The following is an 18,364-nucleotide window of genomic DNA, read 5'->3' as shown; positions in this document are numbered from 1 at the left end:
CCGCAAGCGGGTCGCCCGCGAGTATAAACGACACGCTCACCGAGCGCGCTCTGCGGCCGGAGCCGACCCTCGTCCCCGAGACCCTTACGGTTCTGGAACCCCCAGTACGGCCGTGACGAACCGCACCGTCCTCGTCGGGATGGCGGCGACGTTCGTCGGGCTGACGGCGCTTCTCGTCGTCGCCGGCGTCGTCGTCAACCCCCTGCTGTTGGCCGTCGCCGTCCCGTTCGGGGTCGCGGCGTACCTCATGTGGTTCCACGCCAGCGGCAGGCTCCGCGAGCGCGTTCGCCGCGAGGCAGAGCGGGTCGGACCGACGGATCGGGAACGCGCGAGACAGCGCGCCCGCGCCGCGGAGAACCGCCGCGACGCGTATCGCAGCGCCGGAGCGGGCGCGGCCGGGTCCGGTCGCACCGGCACCGGAACGTCGCGCGGGCGGTTCGGGGGCGGCGCTCGCGACGCCCGCGGCCCCGGCGGCTCCCGCGACCCCCGCGACCGAGCGCCCTCGACGCGCGGGATGTCGGAGCGGGAGGCGTACGCGACGCTGGACCTCGACCCGAGCGCCGACGACGAGACCGTCCGGTCGGCGTACCGCGAGCGCGCGAAGCGGCTCCATCCCGACGGGGAGGAGGGCGACGAGGAGGCGTTCAAGCAGCTGAACCGCGCCTACGAGGTCCTGACGGACTGATTCGGACTCGCTGGTTCGGACTCGCTGGTTCTGACTCACTGATTCGGACTCACGGGTCCGACTCGCCGGTTCAGACGTGCTCGGCGAGGCGCGCCTCGGCCGCCTCGAACTCCTCGCGGGTGTTGACGTTCGTGAAGGTGTGCTCTGAGGTTCGATCTCGGATGATCGCGTCCTCGATCCGGACGACCGACAACTCCTCGACCGCGGCGAGGATCTTCCCGTCGCCGCGGTCGAGCGCGCGGTCGCAGGCGGCCGCCGTCGCGTCCGCGCGGTAGACCGCCTGCGTCGTCTGGAACCACCGGTCCTCGAGCCGCGGGATCGCCGCGTCGGCGTCGGCGTCGACCGCGTCCGAGAAGAGCGTCTCGGCGAACGACGGGTCGACGAACGGGACGTCGCAGGCGACGACGAGCGCGTACTCCCCGGAGGCGGCCCGGCACGCGTTGCGGATCCCCGCGAGCGGTCCGCGGTCCGGCTCGTCGTCGAGCGCCCACCGGATCGGGAGCGGGTACCCGTCCAGGGCCTCGCCGATGGCCTCGCGCTGGTCCGGCCGACAGTTCACCACGAGGTCGTCGACGACCGGATCGCCGCCGCTGGCCCGCGCCGCGCCCGGCGGGACCGGGTCGCCCGCGCCCGCGAGGCGGTCCGCGACCCGGCGGATCATCGGGACCCCCGCGAGCTCGGCGACCGACTTGTCGGCGTCGCCGAAGCGCGTCGACCGCCCGCCCGCGATGATGACACCGGTCGGCATGGGGGACACCTCGCGGCCGACGGCCTTCGAGTTTGCGGTCGCGGGAGCCGCTCGGGGGACGACACCGCGATCCGAAGGCGGCGACGGAGCCGGAGACGGAGCGACGCGTCGGGGGAGGAAACGCCACGGCGGCGAGCGTCAGCCCGTCGAAAGCGACCCGTTAAGTGGCCCGCGGTCGTACCTCCGAACATGCCCGAGGCGACCGATCTGGAGGATCTGAAGCGAGGAACGGAGCTCATCAAGCGCGGCTTCGCGCGGATGCAGAAGGGCGGCGTCATCATGGACGTCGTCACCCGCGAGCAGGCGCGCATCGCGGAGGACACCGGCGCGGTCGCGGTGATGGCGCTCGAGGCCGTCCCCGCCGACATCCGGAAGCGCGGCGGCGTCGCCCGGATGCCCGACCCCGCGAACGTCACCGAGATCATCGACGAGGTCTCCATCCCGGTGATGGGCAAGTCGCGGATCGGCCACCGCAAGGAGGCGGAGATCCTCGAGTCGCTCGGCGTCGATATGATCGACGAGTCGGAGGTGCTCACCCCCGCCGACGACGAGTACCACACCGACAAGCGCGACTTCACCTCGCCGTTCGTCTGCGGCGCGCGGAACCTCCCCGAGGCGCTCCGCCGGATCCGGGAGGGCGCGGCCATGATCCGCACGAAGGGCGAGGCCGGCACCGGCGACGTCAACCAGGCCGTCAAACACCAGCGCACCATCAAAAACCAGATCCGGACGCTGTCGGGGCTCAACTACGAGGAGCGCGAGAAGTGGGCCCGCGAGCACGGCGCGCCCCGCGATCTGGTCCACGAGACCGCCGACCTCGGTCGGCTCCCGGTCGTCAACTTCGCGGCCGGCGGGATCGCGACGCCCGCGGACGCCGCGCTCATGATGTATCACGGCTGTGACGGCATCTTCGTCGGCTCCGGCATCTTCGGCGCGGAGGACCCCGAGGCGATGGGCACCGCCATCGTCGAGGCCGTCAACAACTGGGACGACCCCGACGAGCTCGCCGACATCGCGACCGGGATCGGCAAGGGGATGAAGGGGCAGTCGAACGAGTCGCTGCCCGAGGAGGAGAAGCTCCAGGGCCGCGGCGTCTAGATCGGGAGGCAGGCGCGGTACGTGAGTGGATCGGCGGTGGTTTTCGGATCCTTTCGAGCTGGATAGTGACGAACCGGGCAGGAGAATCCGTCTGCTTGTAGAACGGATGTTTCGATGAAGATCGGGGTGATGAGAACAGGATCGTTGCTGGCGCGGTGACCGTCGTCAAAACCCCAGTCGCTCGATATTCCGTCGTTGCTGACGGGGTGAGCGTGACTGCGGTGAACACCCTCCAAAGCCCCAGCCGCGAGGACTCGATGCGCTCGTTGCGGTCCTCGCTCAGTCGCTCGTTTCACTCGCTCCTTCGCTGCGGTCCTTACGTCGCGCGTCTTCGTCCTCGCGACTGCCCCTTTGAGTCCCACCCCGTCCCGCACAGCCCCGCACCTCACACCTACCCAGCCTCGCGGCTCGCTCCACTCGCCGCGTCCCTCGCGGGCTCCTCGCGAGCCGCTGGCTCGCTCGGAGGCGCGCCACCGTGATCGTTCACTCCCTCACCTGTGTCGACCGATCCCGATCCGTTTATTCGTGCGAGTTCGGTACGCGACACCATCACATGCCGAAACCGACCGTCGAGGCCGAGTACGACACGTTGCGCGCGGTGCGGGTCCACGAGCCGGGGATCGAGGCGGCGATCGGGGCCATGGATCCCGGTCCGAACCACTTCGCGCGCCCCTTCTCGGTTCGCGAGGCGAAACGCGAACACCACCGAATGGTCGAGGTCCTGGAGGACGCCGGCGTCGAGGTCCGCCATATCCATGAGGACCTGGCCGACGGCGGCGTCCTCGACGGGCTCGTGGAGGAGGCGATCGGGATCGACGACGGCGGACCCTCGCCGCCGACGCGGGCGGATCTGGCCGGGAACCTCGCCGACGCGACCGCCTACGAGCGGCTCCAGGCCGTCCTGCTCGGACCCACGGTCGGGCGGACCGCCGAGGTCGAGGGCGACGACGGCGACTCGGGATCGCTCGATTCGGGGACGCTCGACACCAGCGTCCGGGTCGAGGAGGCGATCACGAACCTCTACTTCCAGCGCGACTGCCAGCTCGTCGGCGACCGCGGCCCGATCCTCCCGCGACTCGGGACCGCGACGCGCCGACGGGAGCGCCCCCTGATCGAGGCGGCGTGGCACGCCCGCGGGGCGGAGCTCGCCCACCGGACGAGCGCGACAGAGACCCTCGAGGGCGGCGACTTTCTCCCACTCGGCGACTTCGCGCTCGTGGGCGTCTCGGCGCTCGAGGACGGCGAGGAGACCGTCTTCCGGACGACCTACGAGGGCGGGAAAGAACTCATTGAGGCGGGCGCGGTCGGCTACGACGAGGTCGGACTGGTCCGCCCGCCGCTGTCGGCCGACGAGCGGCTCGCCGCCGAACACGGCACCTCCTCGCGGCTGCTCCACCTCGACGGCTGGCTCAACGTCGCCGCCGAGGGGCTCGCCGTGGCGCGTGAACCCCTGATCGAGGCCGCGACCGTCGAGGTGTTCGAGCGAGTCGGGGAGGGATACGAGCGCCGCGGCGAGGAGACGGTCGCCGACCTCCTCGACCGCCACGGCTACGAGGTCATCGACGCGCCGTACCCGGAGCGGTGGGCGACGAACTTCCTCACGGTCGCGGACGGGACCGTCCTCCCCATCTACGAGACCGACGACGGCGAGTACGACCCGGAGAAGAACCGCACCATCGAGCGGCTGAAACGCGAGGGCGTCGACGTGCTGCCGGACGGCGAGGGGCTCGACCCGCACCACCTCACGAACGGCGGCGGCGGGATCCACTGTATGACCTCGCCGATCCGGCGGGCGTAACCCCCCTTACTCCTCGACGATCGTCGCGCCCCGACCGATCCGGGTCTGGTAGGCGCGGGCGTCGATGTCGGCGTCGGCGAAGGCGTCGAGCATGGCGGCCGCGATCGCCTGCCGGTCCCTCTCTCGACAGGCGGCGACGACCGCGGGACCGGCCCCGCTCACCGTGACGCCGGTCGCGCCGGCCGCGAGCGCGGCGTCGTGGACCGCGTCGTAGCCGGTGATGAGCCGGGCGCGCTCCGGGGTGACGACCGGGTCGCTCATCCCCGCGCCGACGAGCGCCGGGTCCGAGCGACACATCCCGACCGCGAGCGTGGCGGCGTTGCCGACGGTCTCGACGAGGTCGTCCATCGAGGCGGTCTCGGGGACGACCCGGCGGGCGTCCCGCGTCGAGACGGCCACGTCGGGGAGACACACCACGAGCGGGACGCGCGCGTCGACGCTGTTGGTCCCGTCGGTCGTCGAGATCGTGAATCCCCCGAGCAGCGAGGGGGCGACGTTGTCGGAGTGGGCGACGCCGGAGACGACCGCCTCGCCCTCGGCGGCGATGGGGACGAGCTCCTCCCGGGAGTAGCCCCGGTCGTAGAGGCGGTTCAACGCGACCGCGGCCCCCGCGGCGCTGGCCGCCGAGGAGCCGAGCCCCGAGGCGGGGCGGACGCCCTTGTCGATGTGGATGTGTGCGGGCGCGTCGAGCGCCTCGACGACCGCCCCGACGGTGTTGCCCTCGGGGTCCTCCGGGATGTATTGGGCCCCGACGCCGGTCACCTCGATGGTGGTCCGGTCGGCCCGCTCGACCGTGACGACGTCGGCGGGCCGCGAGAGCGCCGCCCCGAAGACGTCGAAGCCGCTCCCGAGGTTCGCGCTGGTCGCGGGGGCCCGTACCGTTACCATGCGGAGGCGTTACGCCGGGGCGTCAAAAAGGAGCGGGATCGCGATCGACGCGAGAACGCGAGACGAGAACGGAGACGGAGGAAACGGGGCGGACGGGAGACGGAGCGGAGGGGAGACGAAGAAACGAAGCGGAGGGGAGACGGAGAAACGGGGCGGCGCTACGAGTCGGCCGTCGTCCACAGGAGCGGCCCGACGATCACCAGCCCGATCCCGAGGAGGATGTACGTCGCCGGCATGGTGGTGAACGGGGACATCGAGAAGATCAACCCGAAGCTGACGATCACCGCGGCGATCACCTTCTGGGACTTCAGCGGGAGCACGCCGAGCAGCGAGGCCACGAACGCGAGCAACAGGACGTGCCCGAGGTGATAATCGAGCAGGAACGTGTCGATGAACAGCGGCGAGAGCATCTCGTCGGGAGATGGGAGCGATTCTCGCATTAAAGTTCCGTTTCTACGGGCACGTCCGGGGGCAACGACCCCTCGCTTATAAGCCGCGGCCGGGAAAGCACGGATCGTGCGACTCGTACAGGTCATGATCCCGGCCGGAAAGCGCGCCGCCGTCGTCCGCGCGCTCGAGGAGGAGGGGGTCGACTACGTCGTCACCGACGAGACGAGCAACCGCGAGTACACGGGCGTGGCGACGTTCCCGCTGCCGAAGGCGGCCGTCGAGCCCGTCCTCGAGCGGCTGCGCGAGGCCGGCATCGACGAGCGGACCTACACGGTGATCGTCGCGGCCGAGACCGTCATCTCCCGGCGGTTCGAGGAGCTGGAGGCGGAGTACGCCGAGGAGTCCGAACGGGACGAAGACCGGATCTCGCGACAGGAGCTCCAGGCGAAGGCGGACGACCTCGCCTCCGGGATGCGGACGTACGTCCTGATGACGGTGATCTCGGCCGTGATCGCGACGGCCGGGCTGCTCCTCGACTCGCCGGCGACCGTCGTCGGGTCCATGGTGATCGCGCCGCTCATCGGCCCCGCGATGTCGGCGGCCATCGGGACGGTCGTCGACGACGAGGAGATGTTCCGGCGGGGCGTGCGGATGCAGGTGCTCGGGGTCGCGGTCGCGATCGCGGCCGCGACCGCGTTCGCCGTGGGGCTCCGGTCGCTGGGGCTCGTGCCGCCCGGCCTCGACCCGCTCGAACTGGCCGAGGTCGCGGAGCGGCTCGCCCCGAACGTGCTCGTGCTCGCGGTGGCGATCGGGGCCGGCGTCGCGGGGATCGTCTCGCTCATGACGGGCGTCTCCGCCACGCTCGTCGGCGTGATGATCGCCGTGGCGTTGATCCCCCCGGCGGCCGCCGTCGGCATCGGGATCGCCTTCGCGATCCCGCGGCTCGTGCTCGGCGCGGGGGTGATCGTCGCGGTGAACGTGCTCTCGATCAACCTCTCCGCGCTCGTGGTGCTCTGGTACGAGGGGTACCGGCCGGAGCGCTGGTTCCGCGAGGACGACGCGCGGGCGGCGTTCGTGAAACGCGTCGTCGTCCTCGTCGCCGCGATAGCGCTACTGAGCGCGTTCCTCGGCGGCGTCACCTACGACAGTTACGTCGCCTCCACCACGGAGACCGACGTCCGGAACGCGGTGGGCGACGAGCTGGCGACGCTCGATCCGGACGCCGAGCTGCTCGAGCTGGAGATCGAACGGGTCGGCACGTTCCCCCGCGGGAGACCGACCGCGTGGTCGTCACCGTCGGCGCGCCGCCCGACGTCTCGGTCGACGGGATGGCGACGACGCTCGAGGCGCGGATCGAACGGGTGACGGGGGCGAACCCCGACGTCGAGGTCCGGCTGGTGACCGTCGACCGGTCGTGAGTCACCCTGGGAACCGCCCGGTCGGCGGGAAGAGCAACTACTTTCTACGGGCGACACTCTGTGTAGGGCAGTGACGGACCCCACGGATCCCGACGACGACTCGATGCGAGAGGTTGTCGAGCGATCCAGAAGCGGCGCGCCCGCCGTCGGCGAAGCGGTCCGGGACCGCTTCTCCTCGGACGAGGTGTTCCAGCGGATCGTCGCCGCGGCCGACGAGGAGGTGACCTCGGGGCGACGCGAGCTGTTCTTCAGCGGCGTCGCCGCCGGGTTGGCGATCACGATCACCTTCCTGTTGTACGTCTCGCTGACCGCCGCGACCGGCGGCCACCCGATCCTGAGCGTCGCGTTGTACCCGCTGGGGTTCATCTACATCATCATCGGCGGCTACCAGCTGTACACGGAGAACACGCTGCCGCCGGTGGCGCTGACCTTGGAGCGGCTCGCCAGCGTCCCGACGCTCCTGCGCCACTGGGGGATCGTGCTCGCCGGCAACTTCACCGGCGGCGCGATCGGCGCGCTCGTCCTCTCGTACGGGGGCGTCTTCTCCGGCGACGCCGTCGACGCCGCGATCTACGTCTCGAGCGGCGGGTTCTCGGTCGGCTTCTGGCCGCTCTTCTTCAAGGCCGCCGTGGCGGGACTGATCGTCGCCGGCGTCGTCTGGGTCGGCTTCGCCTCCACCAACTCCGTCACCCGGCTGCTCGTCGTCTACCTCGCCTTCCTCGCGATCCCGCTCGGGGACCTCTACCACGTCGTCGTCTCCTTCACCGAGGTGCTGTACCTGCTGTTCGTCGGCGCGATCGGCCTCTACGGCGAGGGGATAACCCTCTACGACGGGCTGTTCGGGTTCGTGCTCCCCGTGCTCCTCGGCAACACGATCGGCGGCGTGGTGCTCGTCACCCTGGTGAACTACTTCCAGACGAGCGAGGAGCGCTTGGAGGAGGCGCGCTTCGAGGGCGTGAACCGCCGGCTCACGCTGCCGGAGTGGGTCTTCGGCCGGGCGGCGGGCCGGTCGTACGTCCCCATCCTCGACGCCACGGAGGCGACGCTGTTCGCGAGCGAGGGCCACCGGATCATGGTGCCCATCACGAACCCGCGGACGGACGGGCCGATAGTCGAGCTCGCGAGCCGGCTCGCGAGCGACCACGAGGACGGGCTCGTCCACATCGTCCACGTCGTCCAAGCGCCGGAGCGCATGTCGCTGTCGGCGGGCGCGGGCCGGATCGCGGACGTCTCCGAGGAGGGGATGGCGGGGCTTCGCGAGACCGCCGAGGGGTACGACGTCGACGTCTCCACCTCGACGGTCGTCACCCACCGCTCCTTCGAGGAGGTGTTCAACATGGCCCGCCGGACGCGCCCCGAGGCGGTGCTGATGGGATGGGGCGAGGACCAGCTGTGGAACGCCGCCCGTGCGGAGCGCCCGATAGACGAGCTCACGAACCAGCTCCCGTGTGACTTCCTCATCCTGAGCGAGACGGATCTCGACACCTCGCGGGTCCTGCTGCCCACCTCCGGCGGCCCCGACTCCCGGCTGGGCGCGGAGGTGGCGAGCGTGCTCTCGCGGACCGCCGGCTCCGAGGTGACGCTGTTACACGTCGTCGACGGCCCCGCGGACCGCGAGGAGGGCGAGAACTTCCTCGCGGCGTGGGCCGAGGAGAACGACGTGGACGACGCCGAGCGGATCGTCGACGACGGCGGGGACGTCGAGGCCGCGATCGTCCGGGAGGCGAGAGACCACACCCTCGTCGTCATCGGCGCGACGGAGAAGGGACTGCTCTCCCGGCTCGTCTCCAACTCGCTCCACCTCGACGTGATCCACGACGTGGACTGCTCGGTGCTGCTCGCCGAACGCCCGAGCCGTCGCTCGATCCGCGAGCGGCTGTTCGGCTCCGGACGCCGGGAGGCCGGCCCGCCGAACGGGGGCGTCGAGCGCGACCCGGAGGAGTCGAGCGGGACGGACGTCCGCAGAAGGCGGGACGACGAGCCCGACGCCGACGCGGGCGCTCCCGGCGAGGCAGACGACCGCCCGGACGGGGAGGACGGTGCGGAAGACGAGGAGGGTGACGACGACGAGCCGCCCGAGCCGGCGGTCGTCACCGACCACGACGACCCCGACGAGGACGAAGGGGACGAGGACGACGACGAGCCGCCCGAGCCGGCAGTGATCACGGATCACGACGACCCCGACGAGGACGGAGGGGACGACGAGAGTGGGGAGAGTGGCGACGACGGCGGCGAGAACGACGAGACGAGCGCGCGGTGACCGACGCCGACGGCGACGCCGCCGGGGACGCCGCGAAATCGACGTCGATCCGAGACGCGACTACTCCTCGCGGTCGCGGGTCGGGAGGTCCGGCTCGAAGGCGGCGGCCTCGACGACCATGTCGAGGACCCGATCGACGTTCTCCCCTTCGGTCACGCTCATCGTCGCGTCGACGGCTTCCGCGCGGACCGCGTCGAAGCGGTCGTGTTTGTTCGCGACGGTGAGCATCGGGATCGACTCGTCGAAGAGCGCTCTGACCTCCTCGCGGAGCTCGAGCTGGACGTCGAGGGGGTAGCCGCAGTCGCCGGAGGGGTCGAGCACGAAGAGGACCACGTCGGCGAGGTGTTCGAGCGCGCTCACCGCCTGCCGCTCGATGTCGTTGCGCTCGTCCTCGGGTCGGTCGAGCAGCCCCGGCGTGTCGACGATCTGGTAGCGGACGCGGTCGCGCTCGAAGTGACCGACCTGGACGCCGCGGGTCGTGAACGGGTACTCCGCGATCTCGTTCGACGCGCGGGTGACCCGGTTGACGAACGACGACTTGCCGACGTTGGGGTAGCCGGCGACGACGATCGCGGGCTCGTCGGGCCGGATGTCAGGGAGGTCGCGGAGGTCGTCGCGGGAGTCGCCGATGTACCGGAGGTCCTCTTCGATCTGGTCCATCACGTCCGCCATGCGGGCGAACGCCTGCTTCCGGTGTTTCCGCGCGCCGTCGACGTCGGAGTTGCGGATCTTCGTCGTGTACTCGTCGCGGAGCGACTCGATCTGCCGGCTCGCCCACATCACCTGGGCGAGCGCCTGCCGGAGGCGGTCGACGTCGACGATGGCGTCGGCGAGCTCGTAGTAGAACGGGTCGACGTCGAAGCCGAAGTCGGGCCAGGAGACGACCACGTTCTCGAGGTTGTCGGAGAGCACGTTGCCGGCCGTCCGCAGCATCGACTCCTGGGCCTCGTGGCCGCGCTTGGCGCGACCGGCGCGGGCCGCCCGCGAGAACGCCTTGTCGACGAGCTCCTCCGAACGGGGGGTCGTCGGGAGGCCCTCGAATATCATGTCCCGGTATTCCCCGCCGAGGCGTATAAGCGCGTCCGTTTCGGGACTCCACGACACCGCGGGACACGCCCGGGTCGGCCGGGGCGACGGGCGACCCGCCGGACGCGCCCGACCGCCGCCGCGACCACAACCTATTTTCGTGTCGCCGTCGTCGATGTTTCCATGCCGATACAACGACGAGAGGTACTCACCGCGCTGGGGACGGGAACGCTCGCCGGGCTCGCCGGCTGTTCGGGGATGGGCGGCGGCGGCGAGGAGGAAGCCTCGGCGGGCGTGACGGGCGAGACGCTCACGCTGACCACGACGACGAGCACCTACGACACCGGGCTGCTCGACGAGATCCACGGGAGCTTCGAGGAGATGTACGGCGTGAGCGTCGACGCGGTCGCCCAGGGGACCGGCGCGGCGCTCGAGTCGGCGCGCAACGGCGACTCGGACGTGGTGATGGTCCACGCCCGCGGGCTCGAGGACGAGTTCATGCGCAACGGCTACGGGGTCAACCGCCGCGACCTCATGTTCAACGACTTCGTCATCGTCGGTCCCGAGGACGACCCGGCGGGGATCTCGGGGACGGGGTCGGCGACCGAGGCGCTGACCGCCATCGCCGACGCGGGCGCGCCGTTCGTCTCCCGGGGGGACAACTCCGGGACCCACACGAAGGAGCTCAACCTCTGGGAGGCCGCCGGCACCGAGCCGGGCGGCGACTGGTACCAGGAGACCGGGACCGGCATGGGCGAGGCGCTGAACATCGCCAACCAGCAGGGCGCGTACACGCTCTCGGACCGCGGGACGTTCATCTCCCAGCGCTCGGAGATCGATCTCACCATCCTCGTTCAGGGACCGATCGAGGGCGGTCCCGAGATCCTCTCGAACCCCTACGGGATCATGGCGGTCAACCCCGGCGTCCACGAGAACGCCAACTACGACCTCGCGATGGCGTACATCGGCTGGATCACGAGCCCCGCCGCTCAGGAGGCGATCGCGAACTACCAGATGAACGGGGAACAGCTGTTCTTCCCCGAGGCCGTCTCGGAGGACCCCGACTTCCAGCAGTACGTTCCGGAAGGCTGGAGTAGCGACTCCTCCGACGCGTAAGCGTGCCGATCGAACCGGTCGCACAGCTGGTGCCGACGCTCGTCGACCTCCCGTTCAGGGAGGGGTACGTCTCGAGTATCGTCTACGTCTCGCTGTACGTGAGCCTCATCGCCGTGACCCTGAGCACGCTGTTCAGCGTCCCGGTGGCCATCTTCCTTGGCTTCACCGACTTCCCCGGAAAGGGGCTCGTCAAGTCGGTGATCAACACGGGGATGGGGTTTCCGAGCGTGGTCGTCGGACTGATCGTGTTGTTCGCCGTCTCCAACCAGGGACCGCTCGGGTCGCTGGAGCTGATATTCACGAAGGAGGCGATGATCATGTCGCAGTTCGTGCTCGCGACGCCGCCGATCACCGCCATCAGCCTCGCGGCGATCACCGGCGTGGACGACGACGTCCGCGACGCCGCGCGCGTCCTCGGCGGGACCCGCCTCGACGCGGCGCTCGTCGTCCTCAAGGAGGCGCGCTACGGGATCGCGACGGCGGTTCTGGCGGGGTTCGGCCGCGCCATCAGCGAGGTCGGCTCCGTGCTCATCGTCGGCGGCAACATCACCAGCGCGGACGGGATCTCGAAGACGCGGACGCTGACGACCGCCATCCAGCTCGAGGCCCGCCAGGGCCAGTACGAGACGGCGATGGTGCTCGGCGCGGTACTCGTCGCGCTCGTGTTGGCGGTCAACGCCGTGGTCGTCCGGTTCGGCGACCAGGGGGTGAACCGCTGATGCTCCGCGCGACCGACGTCTCCCAGTCGTACGGGGGCGACCGCGTGTTCGAGGACCTCGCGATCGACGTCGAGACCGGGGAGGTGGTCGCGGTCATCGGCCCCTCGGGCGTCGGAAAGACGACCCTGCTCCGGATGCTCGCGCTCTCGCTCGAGCCCGACGAGGGCACGGTGACCTTCGACGGCACGGACGCGTGGGGCGTCGACGAGGCGAAACGGCTCGCCCTGCGACGGCGGATCGGGATGGTGTTCCAGGAGGCGAGCCTCTTCGACGCGCCGGTCGCCCGCAACGTCGAGTACGGGCTACGCGTCCGCCGGTCGTGGGGCGAGCGGCTCCGCGACGAGCTGCGTGCGCTCGTGGGGACGAACGGTACCCACGAGGCCGTCACCGAGGCGCTCGAGGTCGTCGGGCTGACGGGGAAGACGGGCCAGCACGCGGCGTCGCTCTCGGGCGGCGAGGCCCAGCGGGTGTCGTTCGCTCGCGCGCTCGCGTACGACCCGGACGTCCTGCTGCTCGACGAGCCGACCTCGGACCTGGACCCGCGGAACACCGCGGTCATCGAGGACGCGATCGCCGAGGCGCGAGACCGGGACATCGGCGTCGTCGTCGCGACCCACGACATGCACCAGGCCGAGCGGGTCGCGGACCGCGTCGCGGTGCTGCTCGACGGGGGGATATCCGAGATCGGCCCGACCGAGCGGGTGTTCGACGACCCGCGGGACCCCCGGACCAGACGGTTCATCGACGGCGAGTTGGTGTACTGATCCGCCGGAGGGATTAACCCGCCGGCCGCGGGTACTCCCGAGTGATGGACGACGCGACCGGGAGGGGGCGCGCGACGCTCGTCGAGGGCGACGTCGAGTTCGACGGACGCGACGCGAGCCTGCTCCGCGCGATAGCCCGAACGGGGTCGGTCGCGCGGGCATCCGCCGATCTGGGGCGCTCGCGAGCGCGCGCGCTCTCACGCATCGACGCGCTGGAGGCCGCCTTCGGCGACCTCGTGGAGCGCAGCCGGGGCGGGAGCGGCGGCGGCGGGAGCCGGCTGACCGAGCGCGGGAGCCGGGTCCTCGGCCGCTACGATCGGCTGTCGGCGGCGATCGAGGCGACCGCCGGCGTGCCCGAGACGGTCCTCGCGGGAGCGGTCGAGACGGTCGAGGGGGAGCTGGCCGCGGTGGAGACGCCGATCGGGAGGGTGTGGGGGCTCCACGACGGCCTCGCGGTCGACGACCGCGTCCAGGTGCGGATCGGCGCGGACGCCGTGACCGTCCGAACGGCCGGGGACGACCGCGAGCCGGCCGCGACGAGCGAGCGGAACCGGCGGCGCGGACGGGTGGAGGGGGTCGACCGCGGCGAGACGGTTCACGCGGTCCGGGTTGACGTCGAGGGGACCGGCAGCGAGGGAGCCGGCGGCGGCGAGGCGGTCCACGCGATCCGGGCGCTCGTCACCGACGGGAGCGCGGAGCGGCTCGACATTCGGCCGGGACGGGACGTGTGGATCGCCTGGAAGGCGACCGCGACGCGGCTGGTCGCGGGCGTCGACGCCGCCGACCGCGACGATGCCACCGAGCGAGTCGACGGCGACGAGTGATCTGACGCCGACCGGCCAACCGGCCAACTAGCCAACCAGCCAATCAGCCAACCGAGAACCGACGAGCCGACCCGGTACGTTTACGCCGGTCGCCGGCCGCGGGTGGGACATGAGCCTCGAAGCCACCGTCGCCGCCCCGTTCAAGCGACACGCCGCCGAGCGGCTGGGCGAGGGCGAGTTCGTCGTCGCGCTCTCGCTGGAGCGCGAGTGGTTCTCGCCGGATCAGGCGAAGCGGCTCGTCGACGTGGCCGTGGGGCGCGGGCTCGTCGACGAGGAGGACGGCGAACTCGTCGCGCGCTTCGACCCCGACGAGGTCGCCGTCCCGGAAGACTTCCGGCCGGACGAGGACGTGTTGCGCGAGCAGTCCACCTTCGAGACCGCCCTCGACGCGGTCGTCGCCGCGGGCGTCGAGAAGCAACGGGCGGTCGCCGGGATCAACGAGCGCCAGCGCGCGCTCGCGGTGACGATCGAGGCGGCCGCCGTCCTCTACGCGAAAGAGCAGGGGGCGCGCGTCGACCACCTCGTCGAGGACGTCCGCGCGGAGCTTTCGGGGGGCGAGTGATGGTCGAGGACCGACTGACCGACGGGGTCCGGATCGCCCAGCTCTTCGCCTCCGAGGTGACCGGCGACCGCGGCCGCCTCCGCGATATCGACGTGACCGACGCCGACCCCGACGTCGAGCCGACCGCCGACGGCGCGCTGGCGTTCCGGCTCGTCGACGTCGGGGCCGGCGGCGAGCGCGAAGGCCGCGACGACGACGACGCGGAGGTGATCGACGACGACGTCGAGGCGAGCGAAGGGACCGCCGTCGCGGACGTGTTCGTCCAGCCGGAGCGCGTCCGGATCGAGTTCCGCCGCGCGCCCGAGGCGGTCGCCGACGCCGCCGGCGAGGCGGGGTTGCGCGTCAGGCCGAAGGCGGTTCGCCCGCCGCGGACGCTCGTGTTCCTCGAGGACGGCGCGGACGTGAAACGGGTGTCGTCGGCGCTGGAGGCGGTCGCGGGGAGCGGTCCGGAGTGAGGTCGAACCCGACGGTCACTCCGTCCCGCCGTCGCCCATCGCGACCGAGGGAGTCCCCGACGACGGCCGGCCGTCCGCGGTCGACTCGCCCGCGACCTCGAACTTCCGGAGGAGCCGCCGGAGTCGCTCGGCGCGGTCGGTGAGCGTTCCGGCCTCCGTCGCGGCCGTCGTCATCGCCGAGAGCTGTTCGTCGGCGGCGGCGGAGGCGTCGTCCGTCTCCGTTGCGGTCGACCGGCTGATCTCCGCGACCTCCTCGGCCATCGCCACCGCCTCCTCCGTGCTCGCCGCCTGGTCGTCGGTCGCCTGGCCGATCTCGCGGATCCCGTCGTCGGTCTCCTCCGCGTTCTCGGCCACCCGCGCGAAGGCGTCGCCGGCGTCGCGGACGGCCTCGGCACCGGTCTCCATGTGTTCCTCGGCGGTCCGGACCTCGTCGACGGCCGCCTCGGTCCGGGCCTGCGTCCCGGCGATGAGCTCCTCGATGTCGCCCGCGGCCTCCTTCGTCTCCTCGGCGAGCTGTTTGACCTCGTCGGCGACGACGGCGAAGCCGTCGCTCGATCCGGAACCGCCCCCGCCGCCCGCGCGGGCGGCCTCGATGTTGGCGTTGAGCGCGAGCAGGTTCGTCTGGTCGGCGATGTCGCCGATCAGGTCGACGATGTCGCCGATGTCGGTCATCCGCTCGTCGAGGTCCCTGACCGTCTCCGCGGTCGAGTCGAGTGCGTCGCGCGACTCCCGGACGCTCGCTATCGCCTCGCTCGCGGTGTCCTCGCCCTCGTCGGCGATCGACGCCGTCCGCTGGGCGGCGTCCGCGACCGTCTCGGTCGAGGCGGCGACCTCCTCTATCGCCGCCGAGAGGTCGTTCATCTCGCTCGAGACCTCCTCGAGCATCTCGCGCTGCTCGTCCGCGCCGGCCGCGATCTCCGCGATCGATCGACCCACGTCCGCGCTCAGCTCCTCGGCGGCGTCGACCCCGGCCATCGTCTTCTCGCTCGCCTCCGACACCTCGTCGGCGAACGACTGGACCTCCCGTACGGTGGACTCGAGGTCGTCTATCATCCCGTTGAAGGCGACGGCGATCCGCTCCATCGGCTCGCTCTCGCTCTCGGCGTCGAGCCGGACCGTGAGGTCGCCGTCGGCCGCCTCGGCCATGGTCGCGCGGTAGTCGTCCGCCTTCGTCTCGAGGTGTTGGTTGAGCCGTTCGACCTCCGCACGGCGCTCCTCGGCCTCGGCTTTGGCCGCCTCGACGTCCTGTATCTCGGCCTTCTGACTCTCGACCAGTTCGAGCTGTCGGCGGGCCTCCTCGCGGGACTTCTCGATCGAGTACCAGTTGACGACGAGCGCGCCCGCGAGCGCCGTGACGAACACCGCGTGGATCCCGCCCCAGACGACGGGGTTGGCGATCGCGGCGGGGTGGTTGTACACCAAGCTCGCGTCGATCAGGCCGAACACCCCGTGGCCGGCCGCGACGTACGCCATCCCGAGTCCGAAGGGGAGCCAGTCCTCGTACACCGCGACCACCGCGATGAACACGAAGAAGTGGAAGTGCGCCTCGATGTAGCCGCCCGACAGCTTCACGAGCGCCATCGAGATGGTGAGCCCGCTGAACGTCGCGAGCACGGTCCGGGTCCGGCGGTCGAACCCCGACCACGTCGCGAGCAGTCCGGTGCCGAGGATGACCGCGAGCATCCCGCCGAGCATCCACGTCGGCGTGTTCGGGATCTCCGCGCCGGTGAACGGTTCGGTGCCCGAGTACACGCCCAACGCGACGAGAATCGGGATCTGCGCCGCGATGGCGATCAGGATGTTTCGGTGGCGCGGCCGCCACATCTCCTCGGGCATCGAGGTGCCGTCCGGCACGTACGCGAGAACCTCTCTGAGTCCGCCGAGCGGCCCGGCGACGCCACCGTCCGCCCCGCCCGACGGACCGCGGTCCCCCGTCGACGATCCGACCGTTGATTCAGCCATGAACGTCGATCGTCGTACCGGACCAAATACCCCCGGCTCCGAATATTATCGCTGATACTCCCGGATCCGGGACGACGGCTCCCGTACCGACAGTTATCAGGGAACACGCCGGACCGCGTTCGAGGGGAGGTCTTCGCCGATCTCTCGACGGGAGTCGAACTCGACCGGGATCGCCGAACGCGGTCGGGCTCGTCGGTTCCGCCGATCGCCGACCGCCGACCACCGGCCGCGCGGGCGACGCCATTTATACGGATCCGGGTCGCAGTACGGGCGTGACCCTCGATCCGATCCACGTCGAGAACATCGCGCGGCTCGCGTACGGGATCGCGGGCGACGTGGACACGACGGACCACGAGGACCTCGCGGGGCGGGTGTGGGACGACTGGCTGACCGGGCTCCGGCGTGACGGCCGAGTCGTGATCGAGCCCGTCGCCGGCCACGAGCGCCGGCGAGCGCCCATCGACGACGTGGCGCTCGCGGAACGCCCCTTCGGGACGGTCCACGGGCTCGACTCCGGGACGATCAACCCGACGACGTTCAAGAACGGGCTGGTCGTCGACGTGGCGCACGCGGCGATGGCCGCGGAGCCGACCGACCTCGACCTCCACCGCGACCGCACCATCGTCGCGACCGTCCACGCGGGCGACTCGACCGCCGACTTCGACGGGGAGTGGACGAGACGCGACGACGGCCACACCCGCCAGCGCGTGCTCCACGCGCCGCGGGTGAACCGGTACGCCGAGGGGGTCGTCCACGCGCTCGCGCTCTACCTCGCGGAGGGGACCCACGCGCTCGACCACGCCGACGAGGTGGGAGAACTCCTCGTGCTCGACGGCCCGATCTACCCCAAGGAGCTCTTCACCTGGGAGGACCGCGACCCGGAGCTCGGCGAGCTCGCGCGGGAGGCGAAACCCCGCGCGGTCGTCGAGAAGTACGTCCGGCTCGTCGAGCGGTTCGTCGAGCGCGACGTGCCCCTCGCCGGCTTCGTGAAGAACCCCTCGAGCCGGACGATCGTCCGGACGCTCGCCCGCAAGGGGTTCGAGCCGCCCTGGCCCGACGACACCGCGCTCTTCACCCGACTCCTGGAGCGGCGGGAGGAGGGGAGGGACGCAGGCGACGGAAGCGGGAGAAACGGCGGGAACGGGAGCAACGGTGGCGGCGGGAGCACCGACGGATGGGGAAGCGACGCCCGCCTCGACGACGAGCTCACGTTCACGACCTGGTTCCACAGCCGCGGGGGCGCGGACGGGACGATGGCGGCCGACGCCGACGCGCTCGGGATCGACCGCGACCTCGACCCCGAACTGTACGAGCCGACGTTCATGGTGCTGTACGACCCGCGGACCGACGTGACCTACAAGCTGGAGGCACCCTACGCGTTCACCCGCGAGGAGGAGACGCGCGACCGGCTGACCCGGCAGGTGCTCGCGGACGTGGCGACCACCAGAGGACCGCCCGCGGCGGTCGGGAAGGCGGACGCGCTCGCGCGGATCGACGCCACGGAGAAGGCCGCCCTGCGCCGGAAGTTCGAGGAGCGGTTCGACAGCGACCGGCAGGCGACCTACGACGACCATCGGTGGGGGAAAGACCGGTACTGACCGAGCGGGGTCGGCCCCCGCCGATCCGGGCTTTTTGTCGGTGCGACGCGACG

At 71.2% G+C, this 18,364-nt stretch carries 16 protein-coding genes and 1 pseudogene; 12 read left to right on the top strand and 5 right to left on the bottom strand.

The window, feature by feature from the left end; all coding sequences use genetic code 11:
• Positions 1-112 precede the first annotated feature (112 nt).
• A complete protein-coding gene (locus tag AXA68_RS03310) occupies positions 113-685 on the top strand; it encodes a J domain-containing protein (RefSeq protein WP_066412789.1) in 573 nt (190 codons plus the stop codon).
• A 70-nt stretch (positions 686-755) separates the two neighbouring features.
• Here AXA68_RS03310 and mobA read toward each other — a convergent pair whose 3' ends face one another.
• Positions 756-1,433, bottom strand: coding sequence for a molybdenum cofactor guanylyltransferase (gene mobA / locus AXA68_RS03305; RefSeq protein WP_066412788.1), 678 nt, complete (start codon positions 1,431-1,433; stop codon positions 756-758).
• A 189-nt stretch (positions 1,434-1,622) separates the two neighbouring features.
• Between mobA and pdxS the strand changes: the two genes are divergently transcribed.
• Together pdxS and AXA68_RS03295 are read left to right on the top strand one after the other, a co-directional pair.
• On the top strand, positions 1,623-2,531 hold the full coding sequence (gene pdxS, locus AXA68_RS03300; RefSeq protein ID WP_066412785.1) for a pyridoxal 5'-phosphate synthase lyase subunit PdxS: 909 nt from the start codon (positions 1,623-1,625) through the stop codon (positions 2,529-2,531).
• Between the two features lie 553 nt (positions 2,532-3,084).
• Complete coding sequence (locus AXA68_RS03295) at positions 3,085-4,329, top strand: arginine deiminase family protein (RefSeq protein WP_066412782.1); 1,245 nt, start codon at positions 3,085-3,087, stop codon at positions 4,327-4,329.
• A gap of 6 nt (positions 4,330-4,335) precedes the next feature.
• Here the strand turns inward: AXA68_RS03295 and AXA68_RS03290 are convergent, their stop codons facing one another.
• Positions 4,336-5,217, bottom strand: a complete 882-nt coding sequence (locus tag AXA68_RS03290) for a homoserine kinase (protein WP_066412780.1) — start codon at positions 5,215-5,217, stop codon at positions 4,336-4,338.
• A gap of 158 nt (positions 5,218-5,375) precedes the next feature.
• Positions 5,376-5,627, bottom strand: a complete 252-nt coding sequence (locus tag AXA68_RS03285) for a hypothetical protein (RefSeq protein ID WP_066412778.1) — start codon at positions 5,625-5,627, stop codon at positions 5,376-5,378.
• A 124-nt stretch (positions 5,628-5,751) separates the two neighbouring features.
• Between AXA68_RS03285 and AXA68_RS03280 the strand changes: the two are divergent.
• Both AXA68_RS03280 and AXA68_RS03275 read left to right on the top strand, forming a co-directional pair.
• Positions 5,752-7,025, top strand: a pseudogene (locus AXA68_RS03280) (TIGR00341 family protein).
• Between the two features lie 70 nt (positions 7,026-7,095).
• On the top strand, positions 7,096-9,285 hold the full coding sequence (locus AXA68_RS03275; RefSeq protein WP_066412775.1) for a formate/nitrite transporter family protein: 2,190 nt from the start codon (positions 7,096-7,098) through the stop codon (positions 9,283-9,285).
• 60 nt (positions 9,286-9,345) lie between these two features.
• On the opposite strand, the gene AXA68_RS03270 is transcribed toward AXA68_RS03275, so the two are convergent.
• Positions 9,346-10,332, bottom strand: coding sequence for an NOG1 family protein (locus AXA68_RS03270; RefSeq protein WP_066412772.1), 987 nt, complete (start codon positions 10,330-10,332; stop codon positions 9,346-9,348).
• Between the two features lie 162 nt (positions 10,333-10,494).
• Between AXA68_RS03270 and AXA68_RS03265 the strand changes: the two genes are divergently transcribed.
• The 6 genes from AXA68_RS03265 (at position 10,495) to AXA68_RS03240 (ending at position 14,751) form a co-directional block, all read left to right on the top strand.
• Positions 10,495-11,427, top strand: coding sequence for a substrate-binding domain-containing protein (locus AXA68_RS03265; protein WP_066412769.1), 933 nt, complete (start codon positions 10,495-10,497; stop codon positions 11,425-11,427).
• Between the two features lie 2 nt (positions 11,428-11,429).
• Complete coding sequence (locus AXA68_RS03260; protein WP_066412767.1) at positions 11,430-12,146, top strand: ABC transporter permease; 717 nt, start codon at positions 11,430-11,432, stop codon at positions 12,144-12,146.
• Entirely contained in the window at positions 12,146-12,910 is a 765-nt protein-coding gene (locus AXA68_RS03255) for an ABC transporter ATP-binding protein (protein ID WP_066412766.1), read from the top strand. The genes AXA68_RS03260 and AXA68_RS03255 overlap by 1 nt, the downstream gene beginning before the upstream one ends.
• A 44-nt stretch (positions 12,911-12,954) precedes the next feature.
• Positions 12,955-13,734: a LysR family transcriptional regulator gene (locus AXA68_RS03250; RefSeq protein ID WP_066412763.1), complete on the top strand. Its 780-nt coding sequence runs from the start codon at positions 12,955-12,957 to the stop codon at positions 13,732-13,734.
• Positions 13,735-13,843: 109 nt separating this feature from the next.
• Entirely contained in the window at positions 13,844-14,296 is a 453-nt protein-coding gene (locus AXA68_RS03245) for a DUF2240 family protein (protein WP_066412760.1), read from the top strand.
• Positions 14,296-14,751 (top strand): hypothetical protein, encoded by a 456-nt coding sequence (locus AXA68_RS03240; RefSeq protein ID WP_066412756.1) that lies wholly within the window; start codon positions 14,296-14,298, stop codon positions 14,749-14,751. Before AXA68_RS03245 ends, AXA68_RS03240 begins: the two co-directional genes overlap by 1 nt.
• A 15-nt stretch (positions 14,752-14,766) precedes the next feature.
• Here the strand turns inward: AXA68_RS03240 and AXA68_RS03235 are convergent, their stop codons facing one another.
• Entirely contained in the window at positions 14,767-16,713 is a 1,947-nt protein-coding gene (locus tag AXA68_RS03235) for a methyl-accepting chemotaxis protein (RefSeq protein ID WP_066412752.1), read from the bottom strand.
• A 272-nt stretch (positions 16,714-16,985) separates the two neighbouring features.
• On the opposite strand from AXA68_RS03235, the gene AXA68_RS03230 reads away from it, so the two are divergent.
• On the top strand, positions 16,986-18,311 hold the full coding sequence (locus AXA68_RS03230; protein ID WP_066412749.1) for a DNA double-strand break repair nuclease NurA: 1,326 nt from the start codon (positions 16,986-16,988) through the stop codon (positions 18,309-18,311).
• The last annotated feature ends 53 nt before the right edge of the window (positions 18,312-18,364 follow it).

The organism is Halorubrum aethiopicum, assembly GCF_001542905.1.
Lineage (GTDB): Archaea > Halobacteriota > Halobacteria > Halobacteriales > Haloferacaceae > Halorubrum > Halorubrum aethiopicum.
This window is presented reverse-complemented; position numbering and strand designations above follow the sequence as displayed.